Annotated in this window: 13 protein-coding genes; 8 read left to right on the top strand and 5 right to left on the bottom strand. The window is 46.6% G+C overall.

Features of this window, described 5'->3' with window-relative positions; genetic code table 11:
- Positions 1-183: 183 nt before the first annotated feature.
- A complete protein-coding gene (locus QUA43_RS06020) occupies positions 184-768 on the bottom strand; it encodes a hypothetical protein (protein ID WP_333371891.1) in 585 nt (194 codons plus the stop codon).
- A 535-nt stretch (positions 769-1,303) separates the two neighbouring features.
- Here QUA43_RS06020 and QUA43_RS06015 point away from each other — a divergent pair.
- From QUA43_RS06015 to QUA43_RS05985, 7 genes are all read left to right on the top strand, one after another.
- Entirely contained in the window at positions 1,304-3,277 is a 1,974-nt protein-coding gene (locus QUA43_RS06015; protein WP_333371889.1) for a PP2C family protein-serine/threonine phosphatase, read from the top strand.
- Positions 3,278-3,455: 178 nt separating this feature from the next.
- A complete protein-coding gene (locus QUA43_RS06010; RefSeq protein ID WP_333371887.1) occupies positions 3,456-4,034 on the top strand; it encodes a DUF6272 family protein in 579 nt (192 codons plus the stop codon).
- Between the two features lie 46 nt (positions 4,035-4,080).
- Positions 4,081-4,425, top strand: a complete 345-nt coding sequence (locus QUA43_RS06005; RefSeq protein WP_333371885.1) for a slr1659 superfamily regulator — start codon at positions 4,081-4,083, stop codon at positions 4,423-4,425.
- Between the two features lie 70 nt (positions 4,426-4,495).
- Positions 4,496-5,971: an adenylate/guanylate cyclase domain-containing protein gene (locus QUA43_RS06000; RefSeq protein WP_333371883.1), complete on the top strand. Its 1,476-nt coding sequence runs from the start codon at positions 4,496-4,498 to the stop codon at positions 5,969-5,971.
- Between the two features lie 509 nt (positions 5,972-6,480).
- Positions 6,481-11,316, top strand: coding sequence for a PAS domain S-box protein (locus tag QUA43_RS05995; protein ID WP_333371881.1), 4,836 nt, complete (start codon positions 6,481-6,483; stop codon positions 11,314-11,316).
- Between the two features lie 166 nt (positions 11,317-11,482).
- Positions 11,483-13,132, top strand: a complete 1,650-nt coding sequence (locus QUA43_RS05990) for an ABC transporter substrate-binding protein (RefSeq protein ID WP_333371879.1) — start codon at positions 11,483-11,485, stop codon at positions 13,130-13,132.
- Between the two features lie 161 nt (positions 13,133-13,293).
- Entirely contained in the window at positions 13,294-13,953 is a 660-nt protein-coding gene (locus tag QUA43_RS05985; RefSeq protein WP_333371877.1) for a pentapeptide repeat-containing protein, read from the top strand.
- Between the two features lie 196 nt (positions 13,954-14,149).
- Here QUA43_RS05985 and QUA43_RS05980 read toward each other — a convergent pair whose 3' ends face one another.
- The 4 genes from QUA43_RS05980 to acnB all read right to left on the bottom strand — a co-directional run bounded on the left by QUA43_RS05980 (position 14,150) and on the right by acnB (position 18,167).
- Positions 14,150-14,530 carry a cupin domain-containing protein gene (locus QUA43_RS05980; protein ID WP_445242800.1) on the bottom strand — a complete coding sequence of 127 codons (381 nt, stop codon included), beginning with the start codon at positions 14,528-14,530 and terminating at the stop codon, positions 14,150-14,152.
- A gap of 85 nt (positions 14,531-14,615) precedes the next feature.
- Entirely contained in the window at positions 14,616-15,071 is a 456-nt protein-coding gene (locus tag QUA43_RS05975; RefSeq protein WP_333371875.1) for a nucleic acid-binding protein, read from the bottom strand.
- Positions 15,068-15,481, bottom strand: a complete 414-nt coding sequence (locus tag QUA43_RS05970) for a hypothetical protein (protein ID WP_333371873.1) — start codon at positions 15,479-15,481, stop codon at positions 15,068-15,070. Before QUA43_RS05970 ends, QUA43_RS05975 begins: the two co-directional genes overlap by 4 nt.
- 70 nt (positions 15,482-15,551) lie before the next feature.
- Positions 15,552-18,167, bottom strand: a complete 2,616-nt coding sequence (acnB, locus tag QUA43_RS05965; protein WP_333371871.1) for a bifunctional aconitate hydratase 2/2-methylisocitrate dehydratase — start codon at positions 18,165-18,167, stop codon at positions 15,552-15,554.
- A gap of 573 nt (positions 18,168-18,740) precedes the next feature.
- On the opposite strand from acnB, the gene QUA43_RS05960 reads away from it, so the two are divergent.
- Positions 18,741-22,871 carry an EAL domain-containing protein gene (locus QUA43_RS05960; protein WP_333371869.1) on the top strand — a complete coding sequence of 1,377 codons (4,131 nt, stop codon included), beginning with the start codon at positions 18,741-18,743 and terminating at the stop codon, positions 22,869-22,871.
- Positions 22,872-23,113: the final 242 nt, after the last annotated feature.

Genomic DNA, 23,113 nt, shown 5'->3' with positions numbered 1-23,113 from the left:
AAACTATTTGTGGAACAGGCATCTTGCCTGTTTGTGATCCCCACCCCCACAAAAACTCACTATTTCTGGAACAGGCATCTTGCCTGTTTGTGATCCCCCCCCCACAAAAAAACTCACTATTTGTGGAACAGGCATCTTGCCTGTTCCAAAAGGAAGTTTATTTTTGATTTCACAGCCTCAAATTTACCGAGCTAACTTTTTTTCCAAACGCAAGATATTTCCCCTAGCATTAGTACGGTAAACCCAAGTTTGCCTACCATCAGAAACCACAACCCGCCAACCTTCGACAATCATTTGACCGCAAATTTCATCCGCTTTCGAGAGTCCTAAACAAGTATTCGGCCAACTTTGTCCGCTCGATTCCGTTACTTTCAACTTGTCAGCAGCAATGCCAGTGGAGTCCGACAACTCTCGGCGAACTGCTTCTGCTACGGTTGCGGGCAATTGTTTCGGGGGATTTTGGCGTGTAGCCTCGGCCAAATTGCCCGGTTCGGAAATTAGAGTATTAAGTGCAAATACCGAATAGCTGATTTTTGGGGACACCGTGGCTGAGGAAAATTGCTGCGCGGTTTGCTGCTGTTGCCTTTCCAACTGGGAAAGGGAAGATTTGAGAGCGCCCGCGTTAGCCGCAGCGGTGTGTCTTAGCGCCGGATACATTTCCCATACCAGAATTCCTGTCAGCACCAAAGCCAAGATTACAGGATTGGGCTGCTTTTGGTCTCGGTTTTTATTCTTTTGAAATTTATTTGTGGAGATTTTTTTCATCATACGCCCTCTGCCTCACTTTACACAATGCGCGATCGCTCCTGAACACTCAACTGCAGATACTTATTTAGACACTATTGCTGGTGCTATTGGTTCCTTTGTGCAGAACCGACTTGACTGCTGGTTGCTGGTGTGGCGCAAGTATTTCCTACTCGCTGCCGGCAGTTGTGTTTCGGGAAACTTGCACTACCCAGTTATTACTTAATTTTTACTTTTTGTCTGAGGGTATTAAGAAAAATTTATGCTTAAGTAAATATTCTTAAAAGCCTCTAATCCTGCCCCCGAATCTCAGTACAAATTACTATTCTGCGTTCCAAAACTGCTAAACGTGTTTTAGACTGTGGGAGGCAAGCTGAGCCAAGGATATCACAGGGATGCCGCAAAATTTGTTGCAACAGGACGAAAACGCATTAGAAATTAAATCAGCTATCGCTGATTAATTTTATTAGTATTGTGGTTTTCTAGAGCGAGCGTCCCCGCAACTACTTTAGTAGCAAAGGCTACTTTTTGAGTATAATTTTGTTGACATCTATTTATTATGAACAGGAAATCCCTGGCAATCCATTTAATGAATCGGCTGAGTTATCCTCAAAAATTTCTCCTGATCGGTTTTCTATTTGCAATACCGTTAACCTTGGTCATGTACCTGTTGATTTCCGAAATTAACCGCAGGGTCGATTTTACTCAAAAAGACATCTACGGTAATGAATACCTGCGACCCCTGCGCCAGTTGAGGGAATACATACCGAAACTTCAACTGTTAAATTATCAGAGTTTAAATCCTAATTTAAGCAATTCAGAATGCAGAAACGATTTAGAAGCCAAGATAGACAAGAACTTTCAAGCCCTAGCAAATACAGATGGCAAGCTCGGAAACATATTAATGTCCAGTGAAAATTTTTATAAAATTTATCAAGATTGGCAAAATTTCAAACTTCGCCGCAGCCAGTGGAGTTTAGAAACTTACGATTTTGTCTATCAACGTTTAGCTACCGACATTGATAGACTGAGCGCTCGCGTCGGCGATACTTCCAATCTGATTTCAGACCCAGATTTGGATACCTATTATTTAATAAATGCTACTTTGCGTCAACTTCCAGAAATGGAAAAAATTTTGTCACAGATTAGGCTTATTTCTCAAAAAATTAGCCTGCGTTCCGATGCCACACCAGAGGAAAGAGCGCAACTGATTACTCTTTCCAGCCGATTGAGAGAAATAAATGATGATTTGGCCATTAATATGGAGGTAGCATTTAGCAATAATCATCAGGGGAATCTGCACTCGGCATTAACACAGGATTTAATCAAATTTAACTCTATGCTTAAGGAGCTAACTAAGCAACTCGATCAAACAATATATCAAACTGTATCACTAAAATATTACGCCTATATCACTGGAAGCAATTTGGCTTTAAATGCAAGTTTTCAACTCGGGGATAAAAGTGTAACTGAGTTAGATTCTCTTCTTCAGCACCGGATTGATGCTTTTGTTAATAGGAAAAAATTAATTTTGCTTTTAGTGTTAATAATATTAACTCTCGTTATTTATATATTTGTGTCTTTTTACAGGGCAGTTATGCAAACTGTATTTGTTCTTGACGAAACGTCAAAAAAGATGGCAAGTGGCAATTTCGACCAGAAAATTATGTTGGATAACAGAGATGAACTGGGGCAAGTTATGGGTGCGTTTAACAAGATTGCCGATGCCTTAGTTGGTGCAAATCAAAAAATTACTGTTCTCAACGATCGCCTAAAAGCTGAAAATATGCGAATGAGCGCCGAACTAGACGTTACTCGCAAGATTCAGCAGATGCTGCTGCCGAAAGAGCGAGAACTCAAGGAAGTTATCGGCTTAGATATTGCGGGATTTATGGAAGCTGCTGAAGAAGTGGGGGGCGACTATTACGACTTACTCCAGCACAAAGGTAGAGTAAAAATCGGCATTGGGGATGTGACGGGACACGGATTGGAGAGCGGCGTTTTAATGATTATGGTTCAAACGGCTGTCCGAACTTTGCTCGCCTATAATGAACCCGATCCGGTGAGATTTTTAAGTGCTATTAATAGTGTAATTTACGATAACGTGCAGCGGATGAAATGCGACAAAAATGCTAGCCTTGCCTTGCTAGACTATGAGGAGGGGATGCTGAAGTTGAGCGGTCAGCACGAAGAAATGATTGTTGTGCGGTGTAACGGTTGTGTAGAGAGGTTTGATACGATCGATTTGGGTTTCCCGATCGGGCTGGATGTAGATATTGCTGAATTTGTTGCTGAGAAAATTGTGCATTTGCATTCAGGAGATGTGGTTGTGCTGTACACTGACGGGATTACGGAAGCTGAAAATATGAATAAACTGCTTTATGGTTTAGATAGGTTAATTGAGGTAATAGAGATTAATTGGCAGCGTTCGGCTACCGAAATCAGGCACGCTGTAATTAAGGACGTGCGATCGCACATCGGCGAACAAAAAGTTTTTGACGACATCACGTTGCTGGTACTCAAACAAAAATAACTACTTGCATATAGCAATCCTTGCAGGAGTCGTAAACTTTTTACCCCACCCCAACCCTCCCCTTGGTAAGAGGAGGTAGTAAGAAATTCACAAATGATTTAGGATTGCTATATCCCTTCTAAAGTTTAAAATATATTCAGTGATGCCCCTCATCTCAAACTTTAGCTCTCACATCGGTATGACTCAGATTTTCGGCGATTTCATCGAGCAGCCCGCTAGCCAAGAATACTTAATAATTGGATTTTCTCCGAGTTCGATCCCTCTCAAGCAGCGGTGGCGGAACAATGGTTTGTCTGCGGATTTTTTGGCTGACTACCTGACGACTTTTTTTCCGGGCAACCAAAATGAACCCTCGACAATTGAAAGACAAGCTGAAATAAAAAGCGCTGTTAGCTACATTGCCAACGAGTTATTGGAAAATGCCATGAAGTTTAATGATGAAACCTCGGAGTACCCGATCGATATTAAACTGCAATTAAAGAGCGACGGAGTGATTTTCTCAGTTGCTAACAGCATCTCTCCGCAAGCTGTGGACAAGTTTCAGGCTTACATTCAACAGTTGCTGGCTTCCGAGCCCAGCGAACTTTACATTCAGCGGTTGGAAAAAAATGCTGCTGAGGAAAGCTGTACCAATTCTGGATTGGGTTTTTTGACCATGCTTACCGATTATAATGCCAAACTTGGCTGGAAATTCCAGACCATGCAAAAACACCCGGAAGTAATTGCGGTGACAACTATGGTGCAATTAACAGTATAAGCAACGCTGGCGATCGATAATATCGAAGGGACTTTTTTTTGTGGCTATGGAAATTAATACAGAAGATTACCAGATCTGTTACGATCCAGCAACGGCAACCGTGAGTTTTATTGGATCTCTAAGGCTAAGCGGGCCTGCAGAGTACGCGCCGATAGCGCAGTTGCTGACCCAGGTTGCCGACGTGGAACCGACGAAAATTACCCTCAATTTGGAGCAGTTAGAATTTTTGAACAGTTCTGGCATCAATATGCTATCGAAGTTTATTATCCATGTACGCAAAACAGCCAGGGTGCAAATAGCGGTACAAGGCTCTCAAAGCATAGGTTGGCACGGTAAATCTTTGAGGAATTTCCAGCGCCTGATGCCTGGTTTGCAGTTGGAATTTCTATAGAAAAACGATTACTTTTAGGGTGGGATCTGTTGAGCAATTTTTTGTTAGTCGAGGCGCAAATTCTCGAGTTATGCTGGAAGAACAACCATCAAGAGAACAGCTACTTTTAGAGATAGAAAGATTGCGCCAGCAAGTGGAAGACTTGAAGGAGGAAAAAGCGGATCTGGAAATCTTGCTGGAAACTACTGCTGAACATTCCGATACGGTTGAAACTGAGTTGCGATCTCGCGCATTCGAGGCGGTGCGCGAAGGCGAAATCAAGCTGGCTCAATTTCTCGAAGCGATTCCCATAGGTGTGCTCGTGCTGGATTCTCAAAGCCAACCTTACTACGTAAATCACGCCGGACAGCAGTTACTCGGTCAAGGAGTTTTGCCCTTAAATTCAGTTGAGGATTTGTCAGAAAGTTATCAAATTTATATTGCGGGAACTGAGACTATTTACCCTTTCGAGAATTTGCCTATCGTCCGAGCTTTGAGGGGCGAAAACGCGACGGCTGATAATCTGGAAATTCATCGACCCGACAAGGAAGTTCCCCTAGAGATTTGGGGAAGGCCAATTTTTGACGAGGGTGGCAAAGTTGCTTTTGCGATCGCAGTTTTTCAAGATGTCACGGAACGCAAAGAAGCTGAAGCCGATCGCCAAAAATTTATTAAGAAACTATTTGAACTTAATCAAAATTTGGAAAAATCCCTGGATGCCGAATCAGAATTAACTGATGCCTACGGACGATTTGTACCTCATCAATTTTTAAACTTGTTGGGATATGAAAGTATTATAGATGTCAACTTAGGCGACCAAGTGCAGGAAGAAATGTCGGTGCTGTTTGCCGATATCCGCGACTTCACGGCGCTTTCAGAAACTATGACGCCACAGCAAAATTTTAATTTTATCAATGCTTACCTTTCTCGTATGGAGCCTGCCATTACTAGCAATAACGGGTTTATTGACAAATACATCGGCGATGCAATTATGGCTTTGTTTAGCGACTATGCAGATGATGCAGTGAAAGCGGGTATTGCGATGCTAAATATCCTGAATCAATACAACGAACACCGTCAAACAGTCGGCTACATCCCGATTCAAATTGGCATTGGCATCAATTCTGGTTCTTTGATGTTGGGGACAGTCGGGGGTAAAAGCCGAATGGACAGCACTGTGATTAGCGATGCTGTTAATTTGGCATCTCGCATTGAAGGATTGACCAAAGATTACTGCGTACCTCTGTTAATTTCTCAGCAGACTTTAGAACGGTTGCGAAATCCGGCTGATTATGCTATTAGGATTGTGGATAAAGTACAGGTAAAAGGAAAATCTCAATATGTCGTAGTCTATGAGGTATTTGATGCAGATCCGCCGGAAATTCTGTCGGCCAAGCTAGCAAATTTGCCTCTATATAGTGAAGCTATGTTACTGTGCGATCGCAAGGAATTCCGAGAAGCAGGAAAATTATTTGAAGAGTGTTTGCGAACAAATCCCAGCGATCAGGTAGCTCGCATTTACCTGAAACGCTGTCGGGATTGGCGATCGCTCCTCAAAGGAATTTAAAGAAACTTAGTCTATTTTAGATTTAAGATTAACTTTATATAATAGCAATCCTCACATCACTTGTGAATTTCTTACTTTCTCCCTGCGGGTTCGGGGAGGGTTGGGGTGGGATAAAAAATTTACGACTCCTGTAAGGATTGCTATAGATATTGAGAGAGATGACTGACCTCTGGAATCTGTCAAAGGTGTAAAATATAAACAGCTTTATACCTGTTACTTCTGAGGCTTCTCAAAATAGAGCGGCTTAGGGCTCAAAAACCAGCGATCGGTAATTTGTGGCGAAAACTGGGGCAAGCGCTGAAGCTGTCTCAGAAAAAGTTGGCGGATGAATGAGGAATGACCATTCCCACGATTAATTGTTGAGAAAAGGGACACGCTACCCCTTCTCGCTTGCCACTCAAGCAAATTTAGATATTGCTGGATGAGTTGGGTAATTCGCCAGATGCAACGCTTCGCGACAGCAGTAAGGCGTGGCGAGCAAGATATTTTTCGGATAAGGAGTAAAAAGGGTGAGTTTAGAGGGAATCAACAGCATTTTCAGAGATATTCGACTACTTCCCTATGGTGTGGCGACCCTCTCCGTGGCACTGGCACTGGGGCTAACGCGATTACTTTTACCGTGGCTTTACCCAACCACGACGCCCCTGTTTTTCATCGCGGTGATGGTGAGTGCGTGGTATGGCAGTTTTGGGGCTGGGTTGCTGGCAACAATTTTATCCACGCTGGCAATCAACTATTTTTTTATTGAGCCGTTCTATTCCTTACAGATATTTAATGTAGAGACAATTGTTCGGCTGGGTATGTTTTCGATCGCCGCAGGATTGAGCGCTTCACTCAATCGATCGTGGCGCACTGCTATAAAAAACGCAAAAGCAGCCTTGCAAACTTTACAGGAGGCAAGGTCGCTAGAACAAAAGGCCGTGGTTCGGGGCGAAGTAGCACAAACTGCGGCGACGGAGGCAAAAGAACAGCTAGAAACGGTACTTTCTACCATCAACGATGGGTTTTACATCCTCGATCGCGATTGGCGCTACACCTATGCCAACGATCGCTACTGTGAAATTGTTGGAATGCCGCGGTCAGCGATTCTGGGTGAGAACGTTTGGGAACTATTTCCGGCAGCCGTTGACACCGATGCTTATGTGAAATTTCATCGGGCAATGCGCGAACAAAAGCCGCTCCAGTTTGATTATCTCTACTCACCTTGGAAGGGTTGGCATGACCATCGAATTTACCCTTCGCCCAGTGGACTGACCGTTTTGCTTGCTGACATTACCGATCGCAAACAGGCTGAACTCCTCCTAATCGAGCAGAAACGACTGCTGGAGTCGATCGCATTCGGACAGCCACTCGACGACTGTCTGGCAGCCGTGTGTGACTCAGTATCCAAGCTGAATCCAGGTACCCGCGCGGGCTTCCTGCTAGCCGATGCTCAGCGGCTGACGTTTAACAGATCCATTACTCCAGACTTTCCATCATCTTTTGCTGAAGGACTCCATGGTGCTCCGATTAACGATTTGTGCATTGGAACCTGTGGCGAAGCAGTGTATAGCGGTCAGCCCGTGACCTGTGCCGACATGGCCAATGACGATCGCTGGTCGCAAGCATGGCGAAATTTATGCGTGGCTCATGACATTCTAGCGTGTCATTCTCAGCCTGTGCTCAGGCATGACAATCTAGCTCTGGGGTCGCTAATGCTGTGCTTTAGCGAGGCGCGGATGCCGACTGATTGGGAACATAAACTCGCGGAGTTCGGCACCCACGTTGCCAGCATCGCCTTAGAGCGCGATCGATCGTTCCAGGCGTTGCGTGAGAGCGAAGAACAACTCCGACTGGCTTCCGAAGGCGGCAATTTGGGTTTGTGGTATTGGGATATGGAAACTGACACGCTGAGTTTGACGGACATAGCCAAAGCGATGTTTGGTTTACCCGTCAATACCGCAATGTCGATGCAGGTGTTTTTAGAAGCGGTGCATCACGACGATCGCCAGTTCGTTCACAGCGTCCTCACTCAGCTACAAGCGAATCAAGCTGAAATTGAGTATCGGACGCTGTGGACAGATGGCACCCTTCGTTGGATTTTGGCAAAGGGCGATTGCGCCTACAACGCTGATGGCATCATAATTTCGACGCGCGGCGTATTCATCGACATCAGCGATCGTAAACAAGCAGAAGAAGCGTTGCGTCAAAGCGAAGAGCAGAGTCGCAACATTCTGGAGAGCATTGATGATGGATTCTTTTCCCTTGATGAGAATTGGCGTTTCACTTACGTGAATCGGTCAGCGGAAATTCTGCTAGACCGCACTGCAGGCGATCTGATTGGCAAGAATGTGTGGGAAGAATTCCCCGGACTCGATGGCAGCGAGTTTGAGCGGGTTTATCGGCGCGTGGCAAACGAGCGCGTGGCTTTGTCAGTCACGGCTTTTTATCCGGATCACGATCGGTGGTATGACGTTCGCACCTACCCTGCCGCGAACGGGATTACCATTTATTTCCGAAATGTCACCGATCAAAAACTGGCCGAGGAGGTATTGCAACAACGAGAAGCAGAACTTCGTTTAGTCACCAATGCCGTGCCTGCCTTGATTTCCTTTGTAGACTCAGATCAGTGCTATCGCTTCAACAATCGAGCATATGAAGAATGGTTTGGATCTTTGGCAAAGGAAATCTACGGCAAGCATCTCCGAGAGGTTTTAGGCGAAACTGGCTATGAAGGTATTCGTCCTTATGTTGAGCAAGTCTTGGCAGGACAGGAAGTGACCTTTGAAAGCCAAATTCCCTACAAAGATGGTGGAACTCGTTATATCAACGCGACCTATGTTCCCCGCTTCAATAGCCAGGGAAAAGTTGAAGGGTTTGTAGCACTGGTCAACGATATCACCGATCGCAAACAAGCCGAAGCCACACTACGGGAGAGTGAGGCACGGTTCCGGCTGATGGCAGATGCCGCCCCTGTGCTGATTTGGATGTCGGGCACCGATAAACTCTGTTATTACTTCAACCTCCCGTGGCTAAACTTTACGGGACGGACGATCGAGCAAGAAAAGGGCAATGGTTGGGCAGAAGGAGTCCACCCCGACGACCTCGATCGCTGTTTAGACACCTATGTGACTGCCTTTGATGCCCGTCAACCGTTCAAGATGGAATATCGCTTGAAACGCTGTGATGGCATATACCGTTGGGTTATGGATGAAGCTGTTCCTCGTTACGGATTGGAAGGTGAGTTCTTGGGCTACATTGGCTCCTGTGTTGATATTGAAGACCACAAACAAGCTGAGGAAGCCCTGCGCGAGAGTGAATCCCGCCTCCGTCTGATCTTTGAAAGCGCCAAAGATTATGCCATCTTCACCATCGACCTTAACGGCATCATTGCCAGTTGGAACTCAGGGGCAGAAAGGTTGTTGGGCTATACCGAGACAGAAGCAATTGGTTGCTCGAGTCGGATGATCTTCACGCCCGAAGATAACGAACAAGGACAAGCCGAGTACGAAATGCAAACGGCTCTAACGCAAGGACGGGCCGAAGACGAACGCTGGCACGTCCGCAAAGATGGGAATCGCTTTTGGGCCAGTGGATTGATGATGCCCCTGCTTAATGAAGCGGATTGTCCGCAGGGACTTGTCAAAATCATGCAGGACAAGACCGCACAACGGCAAGCAAGTGAGCGACTGCAATTGCTGTATGAAACTACCCGCGATCTCTTGAAGACAGAACAGCCTCTGGCTTTGATGGACACGCTATTCCGCAAACTTTCAGTGCAACTCGATCTGCATTGTTACTACAACTTCATGGTGGAAGAAAAAGACAACCACCCGATGCTGCGTTTGAGACACTACGATGGCATCTCTCAAGAAACAGCGCAGCCGATCGCCTGGATCGAATTAGGGGAATATCTCTGTGGATTGGTTGCCCAAACGCAGCAGCAAGTTGTGTTGAGTCAAGCCCAACTTTCAACTCATCCGAATGCTAAAGCCGTCTGTGAAATGGGCATCACGGCTTACGCGGGTCAACCGTTAATCTCTCAAGGGCGGTTATTAGGAACGCTCTCATTTGCCAGTCTGACTCGGACGCACTTTACGCCTGCTGAAATCGAGCTGCTGCGATCGACCTGTGACCAAATCGCGATCGCTCTGGAACGGGCAAACCTGAACGCTTCACTCCAGCAGCAAGCGGAACAGCTAAGACAGGCAAATCGCATCAAGGATGAGTTTTTAGCGGTACTATCCCATGAATTGCGATCGCCCCTCAATCCTATTTTGGGGTGGTCAAAGCTGCTGCAAACTGGCAAGCTGGATGCGGCCAAAACTGCACAGGCGTTAGCGACGATCGAACGCAATGCCAAGCTGCAAACTGAATTGATTGAAGATTTGCTTGATGTCTCGAAAATTCTCCAAGGCAAGCTCAGTCTTAATATTCGTCCAGTCGATTTAGCTTTAACTGTGGAATCGGCGATCGAAACTGTTAATTTGGCTGCTGTTGCCAAATCCATTGACATTCGGACTGTGTTAGATGCTCAGGTGGGACAAATTTTGGGGGATTCGGGCCGTTTGCAGCAGATTGTCTGGAATCTTGTTTCCAATGCGGTCAAATTCACGTCAACCGGGGGGCGCGTTGAGGTGCGCTTAACTTGTGTGGGCGATCGGGCTCAAATTACGGTGGCGGATACAGGCATTGGCATCGCACGGGAGTTTTTACCCTACGTGTTTGACTACTTCCGACAAAAAGATGGCGCTACAACCCGCAATTTTGGTGGCTTGGGATTGGGGCTGGCGATCGTGCGGCATCTAGTCGAACTGCACGGCGGTACCGTTGCGGCAGATAGCCCCGGTGAAGGGCAAGGGGCAACCTTTACCGTAAGTCTGCCCCTATCACCGAAGGTAAAGGGACAAGAAAACTCTCTTGCAGGATTTTCGGAACGATCGACTGCGGATGAACAGTTATCCGGGATGCGGATACTGGTGGTAGATGATGAGCCGGATATGCGAGAGTTGATTTCCTTTTTGCTAGAAGATGCAGGTGCAGAGGTAGTGACTGTTGCTGTCGCTCGAGAAGCCCTCACAGCGCTGGCGAGGTTCCAGCCAGATCTCCTGTTGAGCGACATTGGAATGCCGGGGATGGATGGCTATATGCTGTTGCAGCAAGTGCGAACTCTGCCGCCCGAACGGGGTGGGCTGATTCCGGCGATCGCCCTGACTGCCTATGCCGGCGAGTTCGATCGACAGCAAGCTTTGCAAGCTGGATTTCAGCGACATCTGGCAAAGCCGATCGAACCGGATGAATTAATTAAGACGATCGTCGCACTTCTTAGCAAGAACACTGATGGCCCAGCAAGCTCTAAGGATTGATGCGAAGGAGTTACAAGCCGATCGAACATCACCAAGCTTTTAAGTTGCTCTGGTTAGGCAGCGATATTTGTATTACAGGAGAATCTATCAATAAATCCGGTTTCTAGTCTAATAGTGCGTAAGTCCTGATAATATAATCAATAATTTGGAGTGTCAAAAAAAGACGATGGGAATTAACAAGCAGCAGCCTAGAATACATATAAAACCTTCAGTGATTAAAGCGATAGCTCTGTTCTTTCTGTGCTGCTTGTTAACTGCAAGTTGTGGACAGGGATCACGTCGATCGGTGACTGCGAGCGGCGAAAATGCCAATAACCGCGTTACTATTGGCACAACTTTGAAATTGCGGACGATCGACCCTGCAGACGCTTACGAAATTATATCAGGGCAACTGCTGCAAAATTTGGGCGACACTCTCTATACTTACAAGTCGGGGACTACTGAGTTAATCCCCCATTTAGCGACAGCAATGCCAAAAGTTAGCCAAGATGGATTGACATATACAATCCCCTTGCGTCAAGGTGTGATTTTTCACGACGACACACCGTTTAACGCCGCAGCAATGGAGTTCTCCTTGCAGCGTTTTATCAAAAATGGCGGTCGTCCGGCTTTCTTGTTGGGCGATGCCGTAGAATCTGTGAAAGCGACGGGCGAATACGAATTAACTTTTCAACTGAAAAAGCCTTTTGCTGCTTTTCCTTCCATGTTGACATTTGCTGGTAGTTGTGCAGTTTCTCCAAAAGCCTACGAGATTGGGGAGGGTAAATTTAAACCAGATACGTTTGTGGGAACGGGACGCTACAAGTTGGCGACGTATGGCAGCGATTCTCTCAAGTTTGACGTGTTTGACAAGTATTGGGGCGAAAAACCAGTTAATCAAGGAATTGACCTTTTGCTGCTTTCTAGTTCCTCAAATTTGTTCAATAGTTTTCGGACTGGTGCAGTTGATGTCGCTTATTTGTCTCTGGATGCAGACCAAGTTCAAAGCTTGGGCGAGGGAGCAAAACAAGGGAAATGGCAGGAAATCGCGGGGGAAAGCAGTACAGTTAGTTACATGACGCTGAATACCAAGTCTAAACCGCTGGATAAGTTAGAAGTGAGACAGGCGATCGCAGCAGCGATGGATCGCCCCCTGATTAATGAGCGCGTACTGCGGGGACAAGCACAACCGCTTTACAGCCTGATTCCCACAACCTTCGACGTTCAAAAACCGGTTTTTAAAGAACTGTACGGCGATGCCAACAGTGCAAAGGCTAAGGAACTTTTAACGAAAGCGGGATACTCGGCGGCCAATCCTTTTGTTCTGCAACTTTGGTATCCTTCAGCTTCCACAAAACGAGCTTTAGTGGCGAGTACGATCGAGGCGCAAGCTAAACTCAAAATGGACGGGATAATGCAGGTAGAAATTAACAGCGTTGAATCTCCGACTTTGTTTCAAAACATAGAGAAGGGAATTTACCCTGCGGTTTTAGTGGATTGGTACGCCGACTTTTTCGATGCCGACAATTACATTCAGCCGTTTTTGGATTGTGCCACGGGTTCGGCGGCTGGGGGCTGTGAAAAAGGTGCTAGTCAAGGTCAGGGTTCGTTTTATTATAGCGATCGGGTAAATGAACTGATCGACAAGCAACGAAAAGAACCAAATCCTGAAACCCGCAAAGCCCTGTTTGCCGAAATTCAAGACATACTGGGTCAAGATGTACCTTTCATCCCTCTTTGGCAGGATAAAGACTATACTTTTGCTCAGAACAGCATCACTGGCGTCCGTCTCGAACCGACGCAATCTTTTCCTTTTTGGTTCCTGAAAAAGCAATAATTCTTTACAAGAATTTCTAGGAGTTGAAACGTCAATAATTATTGCATAGTTTGTGCACAATAGGGTGATGATTGTCACAGTTTATCAAAGAGACTGATCACCCTAACCTCTTTAATGATGTGGGATATTATTAAAAGAGAGATATTGCTGAGGGTGGGTATATGAAACTTGGAATTTTAACAACAACAGGGCTGCTAATTGCGATGGGTTTGGCATCGGGAGTAAAGGCCGAAAACGTATCACAAGTCAAACAATTATTAGAAACTAAAAAATGTAGCCAATGTGACTTGACAGGAGCGCAGCTTGCTGGTATTGATCTGAGCGGGGCAGATTTGAGCGGTGCGAATCTCAGAGGTGCAAATTTGAATGGTGCAAATTTGGACGAAGCCAAACTGAACGAAGCAAATCTGAAACAAGCTAAATTGCAAGGTGCGAGTTTAATTGGGGCTAAAATGCACGGGGCCAATTTGGAGGGTGCTGATTTGAGTCGCGCTAATCTAAGTCTGGCGGGTTTAGTGATTGCCACTTTGAAAAATACCAACCTCACCAGCGCTAATTTAATCGGCGCTAATTTAGAAAGCGCCAATTTGGCGGGTGCAAACCTGAAAAATGCTCGCCAGTCTGTAGCGAATTTAGCGAATGTCAGCCTCAGAGGTGGCAGTTTGTCGGGAATAGACGTACAGGGAGTCAACTTGCGGGATGCAAATTTGACCAATGCAAATTTGAACGGTGCAAATTTGAACGGTTCGGACTTGACAGGTGCTAATTTAAAGAATGCCAATATGGCAAATGTAGATTTGAAAAACGCTTCTTTGCCGTAGGACGATCGCCACTTGCTATATCAAATTCTGGTGCTTAACAAAGTTAATATAATAAGGTAGGGGCAATTCTGAAATTGCCCCTACAGTTTTAATTGTAGGACTTCTCTTGTTTCCGGTCGCTGCGTAGCATAGGTCATTGTTCGGTGTGCGAAGCTTTTCCCTGGCGTCTGCGATTGGTTCATATTTGGATCTAGGATCAATCTGCCTCGTGAGCATCTTGGGCGAAGCGGATAATGTCATCATCGCCGAGGTATTCACCATTTTGGATTTCAATCATCACTAGGGGAATAACGCCTGGATTTTCTACGCGGTGAGCAGTATTCATGGGAACGTAGGTTGACTGTTTCTGCATGAGAATCGTCTCTTTGTCGTCGCAGATAACTTTAGCGGTACCGGAGACGACAACCCAGTGCTCGCTGCGGTGATAGTGCATTTGGGTGCTGATGTGATGCCCCGGCTTGACTTCAATGCGATTGATCTTATAACGATCGCCCGCGTCTATGACTGTAACTTGACCCCAGTAGCGGGTTTGTGTGCGATCGTCAATTTTTTCGCTTGTCTCCACTGTTTCCACCATCCTGTTTATCTCGCCAACGGTGTCTGTAAAAATATCTGTAGTTCAAAGTATAGCAGGGATTGGCTAAGTGCGATGGATTTAAACATTACTCAATTAGTCGCCACTCGCGAGAATCAACAAATTGCGACAAATGCCCCACATTTGTTGTAGCAATTACCACCTCATGGCCTTCACTTGCCTCCAATATTGCTTGCGCCGCCAAAATCACATCCCCGTCAAGTGCATTGGCTTCTGCGGTTGGTCTTCCTCTCATTCTCGCTTGCGCCCACAACTGAGCGGCCAAAAGCATTACTTCTGTAGTCAAAGGACGGTATGTAAGTTGTAATTTCAATTCATCAAGCCGTTGAATACCTGCTAATTTACCTGCGCGGATCAACTCCCGTCGCACTTCGTAGTCAGCAATTTCAGGCAGAATTATTATTTCGCCCCTCCGCATTAAAGAGTTTAGCCAAACTTTGCACTCTTGAATTTCAGCAGAGGATGCTTTAGGGTTTGTTACCATTCCTAATGGGCCAGAGTCGAGAATTATTACTCTACTCATGGGAATAATGGCCGATTAGAAAGGCGGTCTTCATCTAAAGCTTTACGGAGATATTCAGCGGTTTCTGTTTGTTCTTGTTCATCTCCCTCCTCAATCCATGAATTGATTAATTCAATTGCACCTTGATTTCTTTGTATCCGTTCCTCCAGCGACAGTTTAGTAATGTCTATTTTCTCAGATGTCTGGGGAGGCTCGGACCATACGGGCTTTACTGTCACCGTTTCCAGAAATAAGCGCATCATCTGAAGTAAATTCGGCCAATATTCTCTGGGAGTTTGCTGAATAACGCGGAGAAATTCTGCTATGGGCTGGCTTAAGGGGCGATCGCTCTCTTTGTCTTCAACCGTAGGAGTTTCGGGCGCGGATTTTACTGTTCCTTGACTTTCGCTGCTTAAAACTTGTTCTGACATAATTACTTTTTTCCTTTCTCTCGTTTACTCATATTATAAATAAAAGGCGGGCAATTGCCCGCCACACTTTTTACTTGCTCAACACACCATCAGGAATCCCCAAAATGTCCTCAATGCGAGGCATATCTTCCAAAGCAATAACTCTGCCTTCATCCTCAAAACCTGCAATTTGATCGAAATTCAAATACCGATACAAATCACCCGCAAAAGGATCGATTCTCTTCGACACAATGTCATTGTATTCTTGGACTGTAGGAATGCGACCTAACAGCGAACAAACGGCCGCCAATTCCGCCGAACCGAGATAAACTTGTGCATCTTTGCCCATGCGGTTGTTAAAGTTGCGAGTAGAAGTTGAAAACACCGTTGTCGCATCTTTAACCCGCGCTTGATTGCCCATACAAAGACTGCAACCGGGCATTTCTGTACGCGCTCCAGCGGCTCCAAAAATGCTGTAATAACCTTCTTCTTTGAGTTGCTGTTCGTCCATCCGAGTTGGCGGACAAATCCACAGGCGAGTTTTCACTTCCCCTGCACCTTCCAACACCTTCGCTGTGGCGCGGTAGTGACCGATATTTGTCATGCAGGAACCGACAAATACTTCGTCAACCCGATCGCCCGCAACCTCACTCAACAACTTAACATTATCCGGGTCATTGGGAGCAGCCACAATTGGTTCTGTAATCTCGTTCAGATCGATTTCGATGATTTCAACGTATTCCGCATCAGCATCCGCCTCCATCAGCACCGGATTTGCCAGCCATTCCTCCATCTTCGCCACCCGGCGCATCATAGTCCGCGCATCTTGATACCCCCGCGCCACCATGTTTTTCAGCAGCGCGACATTGGAGCGAATGTACTCAGAAACAGTCTCCACGCTCAATTTAATCGTGCATCCAGCGCAAGAACGCTCGGCCGACGCATCGGTCAATTCAAAAGCCTGCTCGACCTTCAAATCGGGCAAACCTTCAATCTCCATAATCCGCCCAGAAAAGATGTTTTTCTTGTTCTGTTTCGAGACTGTCAGCAAACCTTTTTGAATTGCTACATAGGGAATTGCATTCACAACATCCCGCAGCGTTACTCCGGGCTGCAATTCACCTTTAAACCGCACTAAAACTGATTCCGGCATATCCAAAGGCATGACACCCAAGGCCGCAGCAAATGCCACCAATCCCGAACCCGCAGGAAAGGAAATTCCCAAAGGAAAACGAGTGTGAGAATCGCCGCCAGTTCCCACTGTATCTGGCAATAACATTCGGTTCAGCCAAGAGTGAATAATGCCGTCTCCGGGGCGCAAAGCTATGCCGGCGCGCTCTGCCATGAAATCGGGCAATTCATGGTGAGTTTTGACATCAACTGGCTTGGGATAAGCCGCGGTGTGGCAGAAACTTTGAATAACCAAATCGGCGCTAAATCCCAAACAAGCAAGTTCTTTTAATTCGTCCCGAGTCATCGGCCCGGTGGTATCTTGCGAGCCGACTGTTGTCATTACTGGTTCGCAAGATGTACCGGGACGAACGCCGGACAAACCGCAAGCTTTGCCTACCATTTTTTGTGCTAAAGTGAAGCCTTTGCCCGTATCTACTGGGATTGTAGGACGGGTAAAAATAGTGCTAGGTTCTAGTCCTAAAGCTGCGCGAGTTTTGTCGGTTAAAGTTCGTCCAATTAATAGCGGAATTCGGCCGCCGGCGCGAACTTCGTCTAGAATTGTGTCGGGTTTGAGGGTGAATGTGGAGATAATTTCTCCGGCTTCGTTGGTGATTTCGCCTTTGTAGGGATGGATGGTAATTACCATTCCTGTTTCCATTGTGGAGACATCACATTCGATCGGCAATGCGCCGGAATCTTCAGCGGTATTGAAGAATATCGGGGCGATCGCACTTCCTAAAATATAACCGCCACTGCGCTTGTTCGGCACAAACGGAATATCATTGCCAATATGCCAGAGCACGGAATTAATCGCCGATTTCCGCGACGAACCGGTACCCACAACATCACCAACATAGGCTACGGGATGACCTTTTTGCTTCAAGTCTGCAATGGTTTGCAAAGCTCCTGGCATCTTACTTTCCAGCATCGCCAAAGCGTGTAGGGGAATGTCCGGCCGCGTGGTAGCATGAGGTGCAGGGGACAAGTCGTCAGTATTAGTTTCTCCAGGAACTTTGAAGACTGTAACGGTAATCGCTTCTGGCAATACAGGACGGCCTGTAAACCACTCGGCATCCGCCCAAGAATCGACTACCTGCTTGGCGTAGGGATTGGTATCGGATAAAGTCAGAATATCGTGGAAAGCGTCGAATACTAACAACGTTTTGCTCAGTGCCCGGGCGGCGGTGGCGGGAATGGCGCTTTCGGCAGTGGGGTTGAGCAAATCGATTAAAGATTGGACGTTGTAACCGCCCATCATTGTCCCCAGCAGGTAAACTGCCCATTTGGGAGCAATTAGGGGGCTGTGGATTTCGCCTTTAGCAATGCCCGTTAGAAAACCAGCTTTGACGTAGGCGGCGCTGTCTACTCCGGGCGGGACGCGATCGCGCAATAATTCTATTAAGGTTTCTTCTTCTCCAGCCGGCGGATTTTTCAGCAGTTCACACAGTTCCGACGTTTGCTGGGCGTCTAGCGGCAGCGGTGGAATTCCCTCATGGGCCCGTTCGGCAATGGTACGGCGGTATGATTCAAGCATTTCTCCTCTCTCCTCGGATAGTATTCGGTGGTTGGCAAGTAGGTGACTTTACTTTTTAGATTAGGAGCTTCCGCTGCACATTGGGTAAAGTACCTCGCCATACATCAAAACTTAACGCAACTTTAAAAACAGTAGATTGTCATACCAAAGACAGATGTGGTCTTTAACGGAAGAGCAGGGTATCAAACTTCAGCCGAGCAGTTTAGGGGCGTTCAGTTGCATAGTTCTGGTTAAGATTAATGTGTTGTGGGCTACTGTCGATCGTCCTCTGCATCCATCCCTGACAACTAAAGCTAGGGAAGCATTTGTCAATCAGCAATTATGCTCAAAATTTACTCGGATTGTGGTTACAAAACTCAGATGGGCGCGATCGAGGAATCATGCCAAGCGCCATATTTATGCCCACCCACTCCCAAATCGCGAATTTTCTACTCCTAGAAAAGCAGTTTTTTTGAGTAATCTTACTGATTGACAAATGAAATTAAGTCTTCAGTTGTTACCAATGCTTTGCGTCTGAAATCGTCATTTACCACAAGTTTAAAAAAGTTGTCCTGCTAATGGATCGATTAAACAATGGAAAGTTTTATCCCTGAAAAGTCTGAAGACTGTCACGGCTGGGCCTCCAAGCCAGACTTGTACAAAGAGCTGCAAGGAGCCAAAGAATTACTGCTGACGATCGCCAACTCGATGCCAATACCCCTGATCGTGAGCAGTCTGGCGGACAGCACAATTCTTTATAGTAACGATTTATGTCGTCAGGCTTTCGGGTTCACAGGATTTAAGTCGATCGACCGCCAAAAAGCTGAAATGCTCTACCACAACCCCGCAGAGCGCCAGGAACTGATGGTGCGGCTCGCCCGCAACGGACACGTCCGCGAGACAGAAGTCCGGCTTAAAAAAGCTGACGGCACGCTGTTTTGGGCAAGTGTATCGATGCGGTATCTGACATTGGTGTCAGGGAAAGCTGTTCTGTCGGTGTTCAGCGACATTACGGATCGGAAGCGAGCGGCCGCCAAGGAGCAGGAATTGCTCACGTCAATCCACTCGCGGGCCCGCCAGCAAGCGGCCGTCGCTTACTTGGGGCAGCAGGCCCTAGCCGAAACAGATTTGTCCGCACTGATGGACAAAGCTGCGGTTTTAATTGCTCAAACCCTGGACGTTGATTATTGCCAGGTGTTAGAACTGTTGCCCTTTGGTCATGCTTTTATGCTGCGAGCGGGGGTTGGCTGGCAGCCGGGCCTCGTCGGCAGCGCTACTGTTACTGCTTCTGCCCGATCGCAAGCAGGTTACACATTGCGAGTGGGCGAACCGACAATCGTCGAAGATTTGCGGGTGGAAACGCGCTTTAGCGAGTTGCCGCTGCTGCACAACCACCGGGCTGTCAGCGGCGTCACTGTGATCATTCCCGGCAATCGAGGACTGGGGAGGAACTGGGGACAAGCAGAGCCAACAAACAGTTCCTCCTCGCCGGCCTGGGGCATTTTGGGGGTTCATACCAGCCAAAGGCGGGTTTTCAGTCAAGATGACGTTTATTTTGTAGAAGCGATCGCCAACGTTTTAGCTGCGGCGATCGAGCGCATTCTATCGCAAGAGCGCTTACAAATGATGGAACGGGCGATCGAAAGTTGCAGCAACGGCATTGCCATCACCGACGCAACCGTTGCAGATAATCCGATTATTTATGTAAATCCCAGTTTTGAGCGGATTACTGGTTATAGCAGAGACGAGTTAATGGGGAAAAATTGCCGATTTTTGCAGGGGACAGACACTGACACCCCCGCTGCCAAACAATTGCGAATTGCGATTGAAGAAGGCAGAGAATCTCAAGTTATATTACGCAACTTTCGGAAAGACGGCACGCCTTTTTGGCACGAACTGTCGATCGCTCCGGTTTACAACTCGCGGCGACACTTAACCCACTTTATTGGAGTGCAAACAGACATTACCGATCGCCAGCGCTCGGAAGAAGAATTATTTTTAAATTCTCAAGCTTTAGCAGCTTTTAGCGCTAATCTCAAACACTTGCACCGGATTACCACTTATCATTATCAAAACTTTGAAGAACTGGTTGACGATTATCTAACAGCAGGCTGTTTGATGTTTGGACTTTCTATGGGCATCATGGCTGAAGTAGACAGCGAGACTTTTATTGTCCGAGCAGCTAAAACAGATTTACAATACTTCGTGCGAGGCTTAGAATTGAACCTCAGCGATACTTACTGCGCGGCAGTCATTAAACTTAATAAAACAGTTGCGTATTCTCATATAGGAGGAGATATTGAGATGCGCGAACATCCTGCTTATCAGAACTGTCAGTCGGAATCTTACATCGGAACTCCGATATTTGTTAACAATAAAACTTACGGTACATTAAGTTTTAGTTCGCGAGAAATAAAAAAAAGAAAATTCAAGTACGAGGAAATAGAAATCATAGAATTGATGGCTCAAAGTATTGGTAAAATCCTGGCGGTTCACCAAATGGAAGTCGAACGCCAGCAAGCAGAAAAAGAGCGATGCGAGTTGATAGTATCTCTCAAAGAAAGTGAAGAACGCTATCGCCGTTTAGTAGAACTATCTCCCGAAGCGATCGCCGTTCACAGTCAAGGGAAAATCGCCTACATCAATGCTGCGGGCGCGAAACTCTTGGGTGCGAGTTCTCCCGAGGCGCTAATCGGCTTTCCGGTATTGCATTTCGTTCATCCAAACTATGTGGAAACAGCCAGAGAGCGCATTCGGCTAGTCGAGACAGAAAATCAGCCGATCGACCTGGCCGAACAAAAACTGATGCGGCTCGACGGACAAATAATAGACGTTGAAGTTGCCGGCATCCCCGCTACTTATCAAGGCTCGACTGCTGCCCAGATTATTATCCGAGATGTCACCGAGCGCAAGCGAGTAGAACGGCAACTGCTGCACGGCGCTTTTCACGATGCGCTGACGGGTTTGCCCAACCGCGTTTTGTTCATCGACAGGCTAGGACAAGCCATCCGCCGATCCAATCAGTCCCCCGATTACAAATTTGGTTTACTTTTCCTAGATTTAGACCGCTTCAAAGTAGTTAATGATTCTTTAGGACACGTTTTAGGAGACAAACTGCTAATTGCCCTTGCGGAGCGGCTGCAAACCTGTGTCCGGGCTTCTGATACCGTCGCCCGGCTGGGGGGAGACGAATTCACCATCCTGCTAGACCACATTCCCAGCCTCAGCGATGCCACCCTCGCAGCTAAAAAGATCCAAACAGAACTGACGAAGCCGTTTCATCTGGAAGGACACGAAGTATTTACCACTGCTAGCATTGGCATTGTTTTCAGTCGAGGCGAAGCCACCGACAGTGGCGAATCGAATTCGTACACTCACCCGGAAGAATTCCTACGCGATGCTGACATCGCTATGTACCGCGCTAAAGCTTTGGGCAAGGCCCGCCACGAGGTGTTTAATTTGGCGATGCACGACCAAACTATGTCGCTGTTGCAGTTAGAAACTGACCTGCGGTTGGCTATTTTGGGCAAAGAGGAATTAGGGGAGACAAAAGATCAATGTTCGCACTTTATCGTGCACTACCAACCGATTGTTTCGATCGCCAGCGGTGCGATCGAAGGTTTTGAGGCCTTGGTGCGCTGGCACCACCCTGTTCGGGGTCTAGTTCCGCCGTCTACTTTTATCCCTGTAGCTGAAGAAACAGGTTTGATCGTGCCTCTGGGGGCCTGGGTGCTGCGGCAAGCTTGTCAGCAATTGCGTATTTGGCAAGAAATGTTAACCGAGGAACAGGGAAGAAGTCCAATGGAAGTCGGAACAAGGCCCTTCGACTCCCTTCTGCTTCACTCTGGGCAAGTCGCTCAGCGTAACCAGAAGGAAACAGGCGCTTCGACTTCGCTCCGGGTAAAAAGAGGGAAGAGGGTAACGGGCAAAGTAGGGGATGTAACTGATGTAACGGATACAGGGAATGAGGAACACGGAACTTTTACTGACCGTAGCCCCAGTATTGGTCACAGGGAAGAAATAATCGGTAAAAAATTACCAATTCCCAGTTACCAATTCCCGATTAGCGATTTTCACTCCTCTATTACCAATTCCCAATTACCAATTACCAATACTTCGGCTACGTTCAGTACAAGTTCCCAGGTACCAATTCCGAATTTGAAATTACCAATTATTGCTCCTTCGCAATTAACAATGAGCGTCAATCTCTCTCCTAAACAGTTAGGTATGCCGAATTTAATCGAGGAAATAGATGACATTTTAGCAGAAGCTGGCTGCGATCCAAGTTGTTTAAAGTTGGAGATTACTGAAAGCGCGATCGTGGAAAATGTGAAGAAAGCCAATATTGTGCTAGCCCAATTAAAAAGTAGAAATATTCGATTGTCGATCGATGATTTCGGTACTGGCTATTCGTCTTTGAGTTACTTGCACCGTTTTCCGCTGGATACACTGAAGATCGATCGATCTTTTGTGAGCCGCTTGGGGGCTGTCGAAAATGGTGACGACGGGGGTCAGCCTTTGCAGATTGTGCGGGCGATCGTAACTTTGGCTCACAATTTGGGATTAAATGCGATCGCCGAAGGTGTAGAGACAGGCGAACAGTTAGCACAGCTTCGAGAACTAAACTGCGAATTAGCTCAGGGATATTGGTTTTCTAAACCTTTGGACAGTTTCGCAGTGACAGAAATACTGATCAATCTCGGTAATAGAGCAATTATAGACTGAGTGAGGGACTGATTGGAAAATGATGCGTCACCCTGTGAAGACATTTTTGCTACAAACTCACAATTTCAAAACTGATGCACCAGGGAATAAATGGCGCATCAAAATTAGATTGTAGGTGATGATATCAAATCTGTTAGCATCGGAATTCTTCCTATCTCTATTCTCGACCTCTGCGTGAATCCGCGTTAATCAATTGTCATCTGCGGTTAAGGAATTATCTTTTTAAAACAGCAGATCAGGGC

Origin of the sequence: Microcoleus sp. N9_B4 (assembly GCF_036701635.1) — a bacterium.
GTDB lineage: Bacteria > Cyanobacteriota > Cyanobacteriia > Cyanobacteriales > Microcoleaceae > Microcoleus.
The sequence above is the reverse complement of the archived record's forward strand: the minus strand, read 5'-3'. Positions and strand labels throughout refer to the sequence as shown.

Excerpts from the sequence above, each read along its gene's own strand:
- QUA43_RS06020 (WP_333371891.1), bottom strand. The coding sequence starts at position 768 with ATGATGAAAAAAATCTCCACAAATAAATTTCAAAAGAATAAAAACCGA.
- QUA43_RS06015 (WP_333371889.1), top strand. The coding sequence starts at position 1,304 with ATGAACAGGAAATCCCTGGCAATCCATTTAATGAATCGGCTGAGTTAT.
- QUA43_RS06010 (WP_333371887.1), top strand. The coding sequence starts at position 3,456 with ATGACTCAGATTTTCGGCGATTTCATCGAGCAGCCCGCTAGCCAAGAA.
- QUA43_RS06005 (WP_333371885.1), top strand. The coding sequence starts at position 4,081 with ATGGAAATTAATACAGAAGATTACCAGATCTGTTACGATCCAGCAACG.
- QUA43_RS06000 (WP_333371883.1), top strand. The coding sequence starts at position 4,496 with ATGCTGGAAGAACAACCATCAAGAGAACAGCTACTTTTAGAGATAGAA.
- QUA43_RS05990 (WP_333371879.1), top strand. The coding sequence starts at position 11,483 with ATGGGAATTAACAAGCAGCAGCCTAGAATACATATAAAACCTTCAGTG.
- QUA43_RS05985 (WP_333371877.1), top strand. The coding sequence starts at position 13,294 with ATGAAACTTGGAATTTTAACAACAACAGGGCTGCTAATTGCGATGGGT.
- QUA43_RS05980 (WP_445242800.1), bottom strand. The coding sequence starts at position 14,530 with ATGGTGGAAACAGTGGAGACAAGCGAAAAAATTGACGATCGCACACAA.
- QUA43_RS05975 (WP_333371875.1), bottom strand. The coding sequence starts at position 15,071 with ATGAGTAGAGTAATAATTCTCGACTCTGGCCCATTAGGAATGGTAACA.
- QUA43_RS05970 (WP_333371873.1), bottom strand. The coding sequence starts at position 15,481 with ATGTCAGAACAAGTTTTAAGCAGCGAAAGTCAAGGAACAGTAAAATCC.
- acnB (WP_333371871.1), bottom strand. The coding sequence starts at position 18,167 with ATGCTTGAATCATACCGCCGTACCATTGCCGAACGGGCCCATGAGGGA.
- QUA43_RS05960 (WP_333371869.1), top strand. The coding sequence starts at position 18,741 with ATGGAAAGTTTTATCCCTGAAAAGTCTGAAGACTGTCACGGCTGGGCC.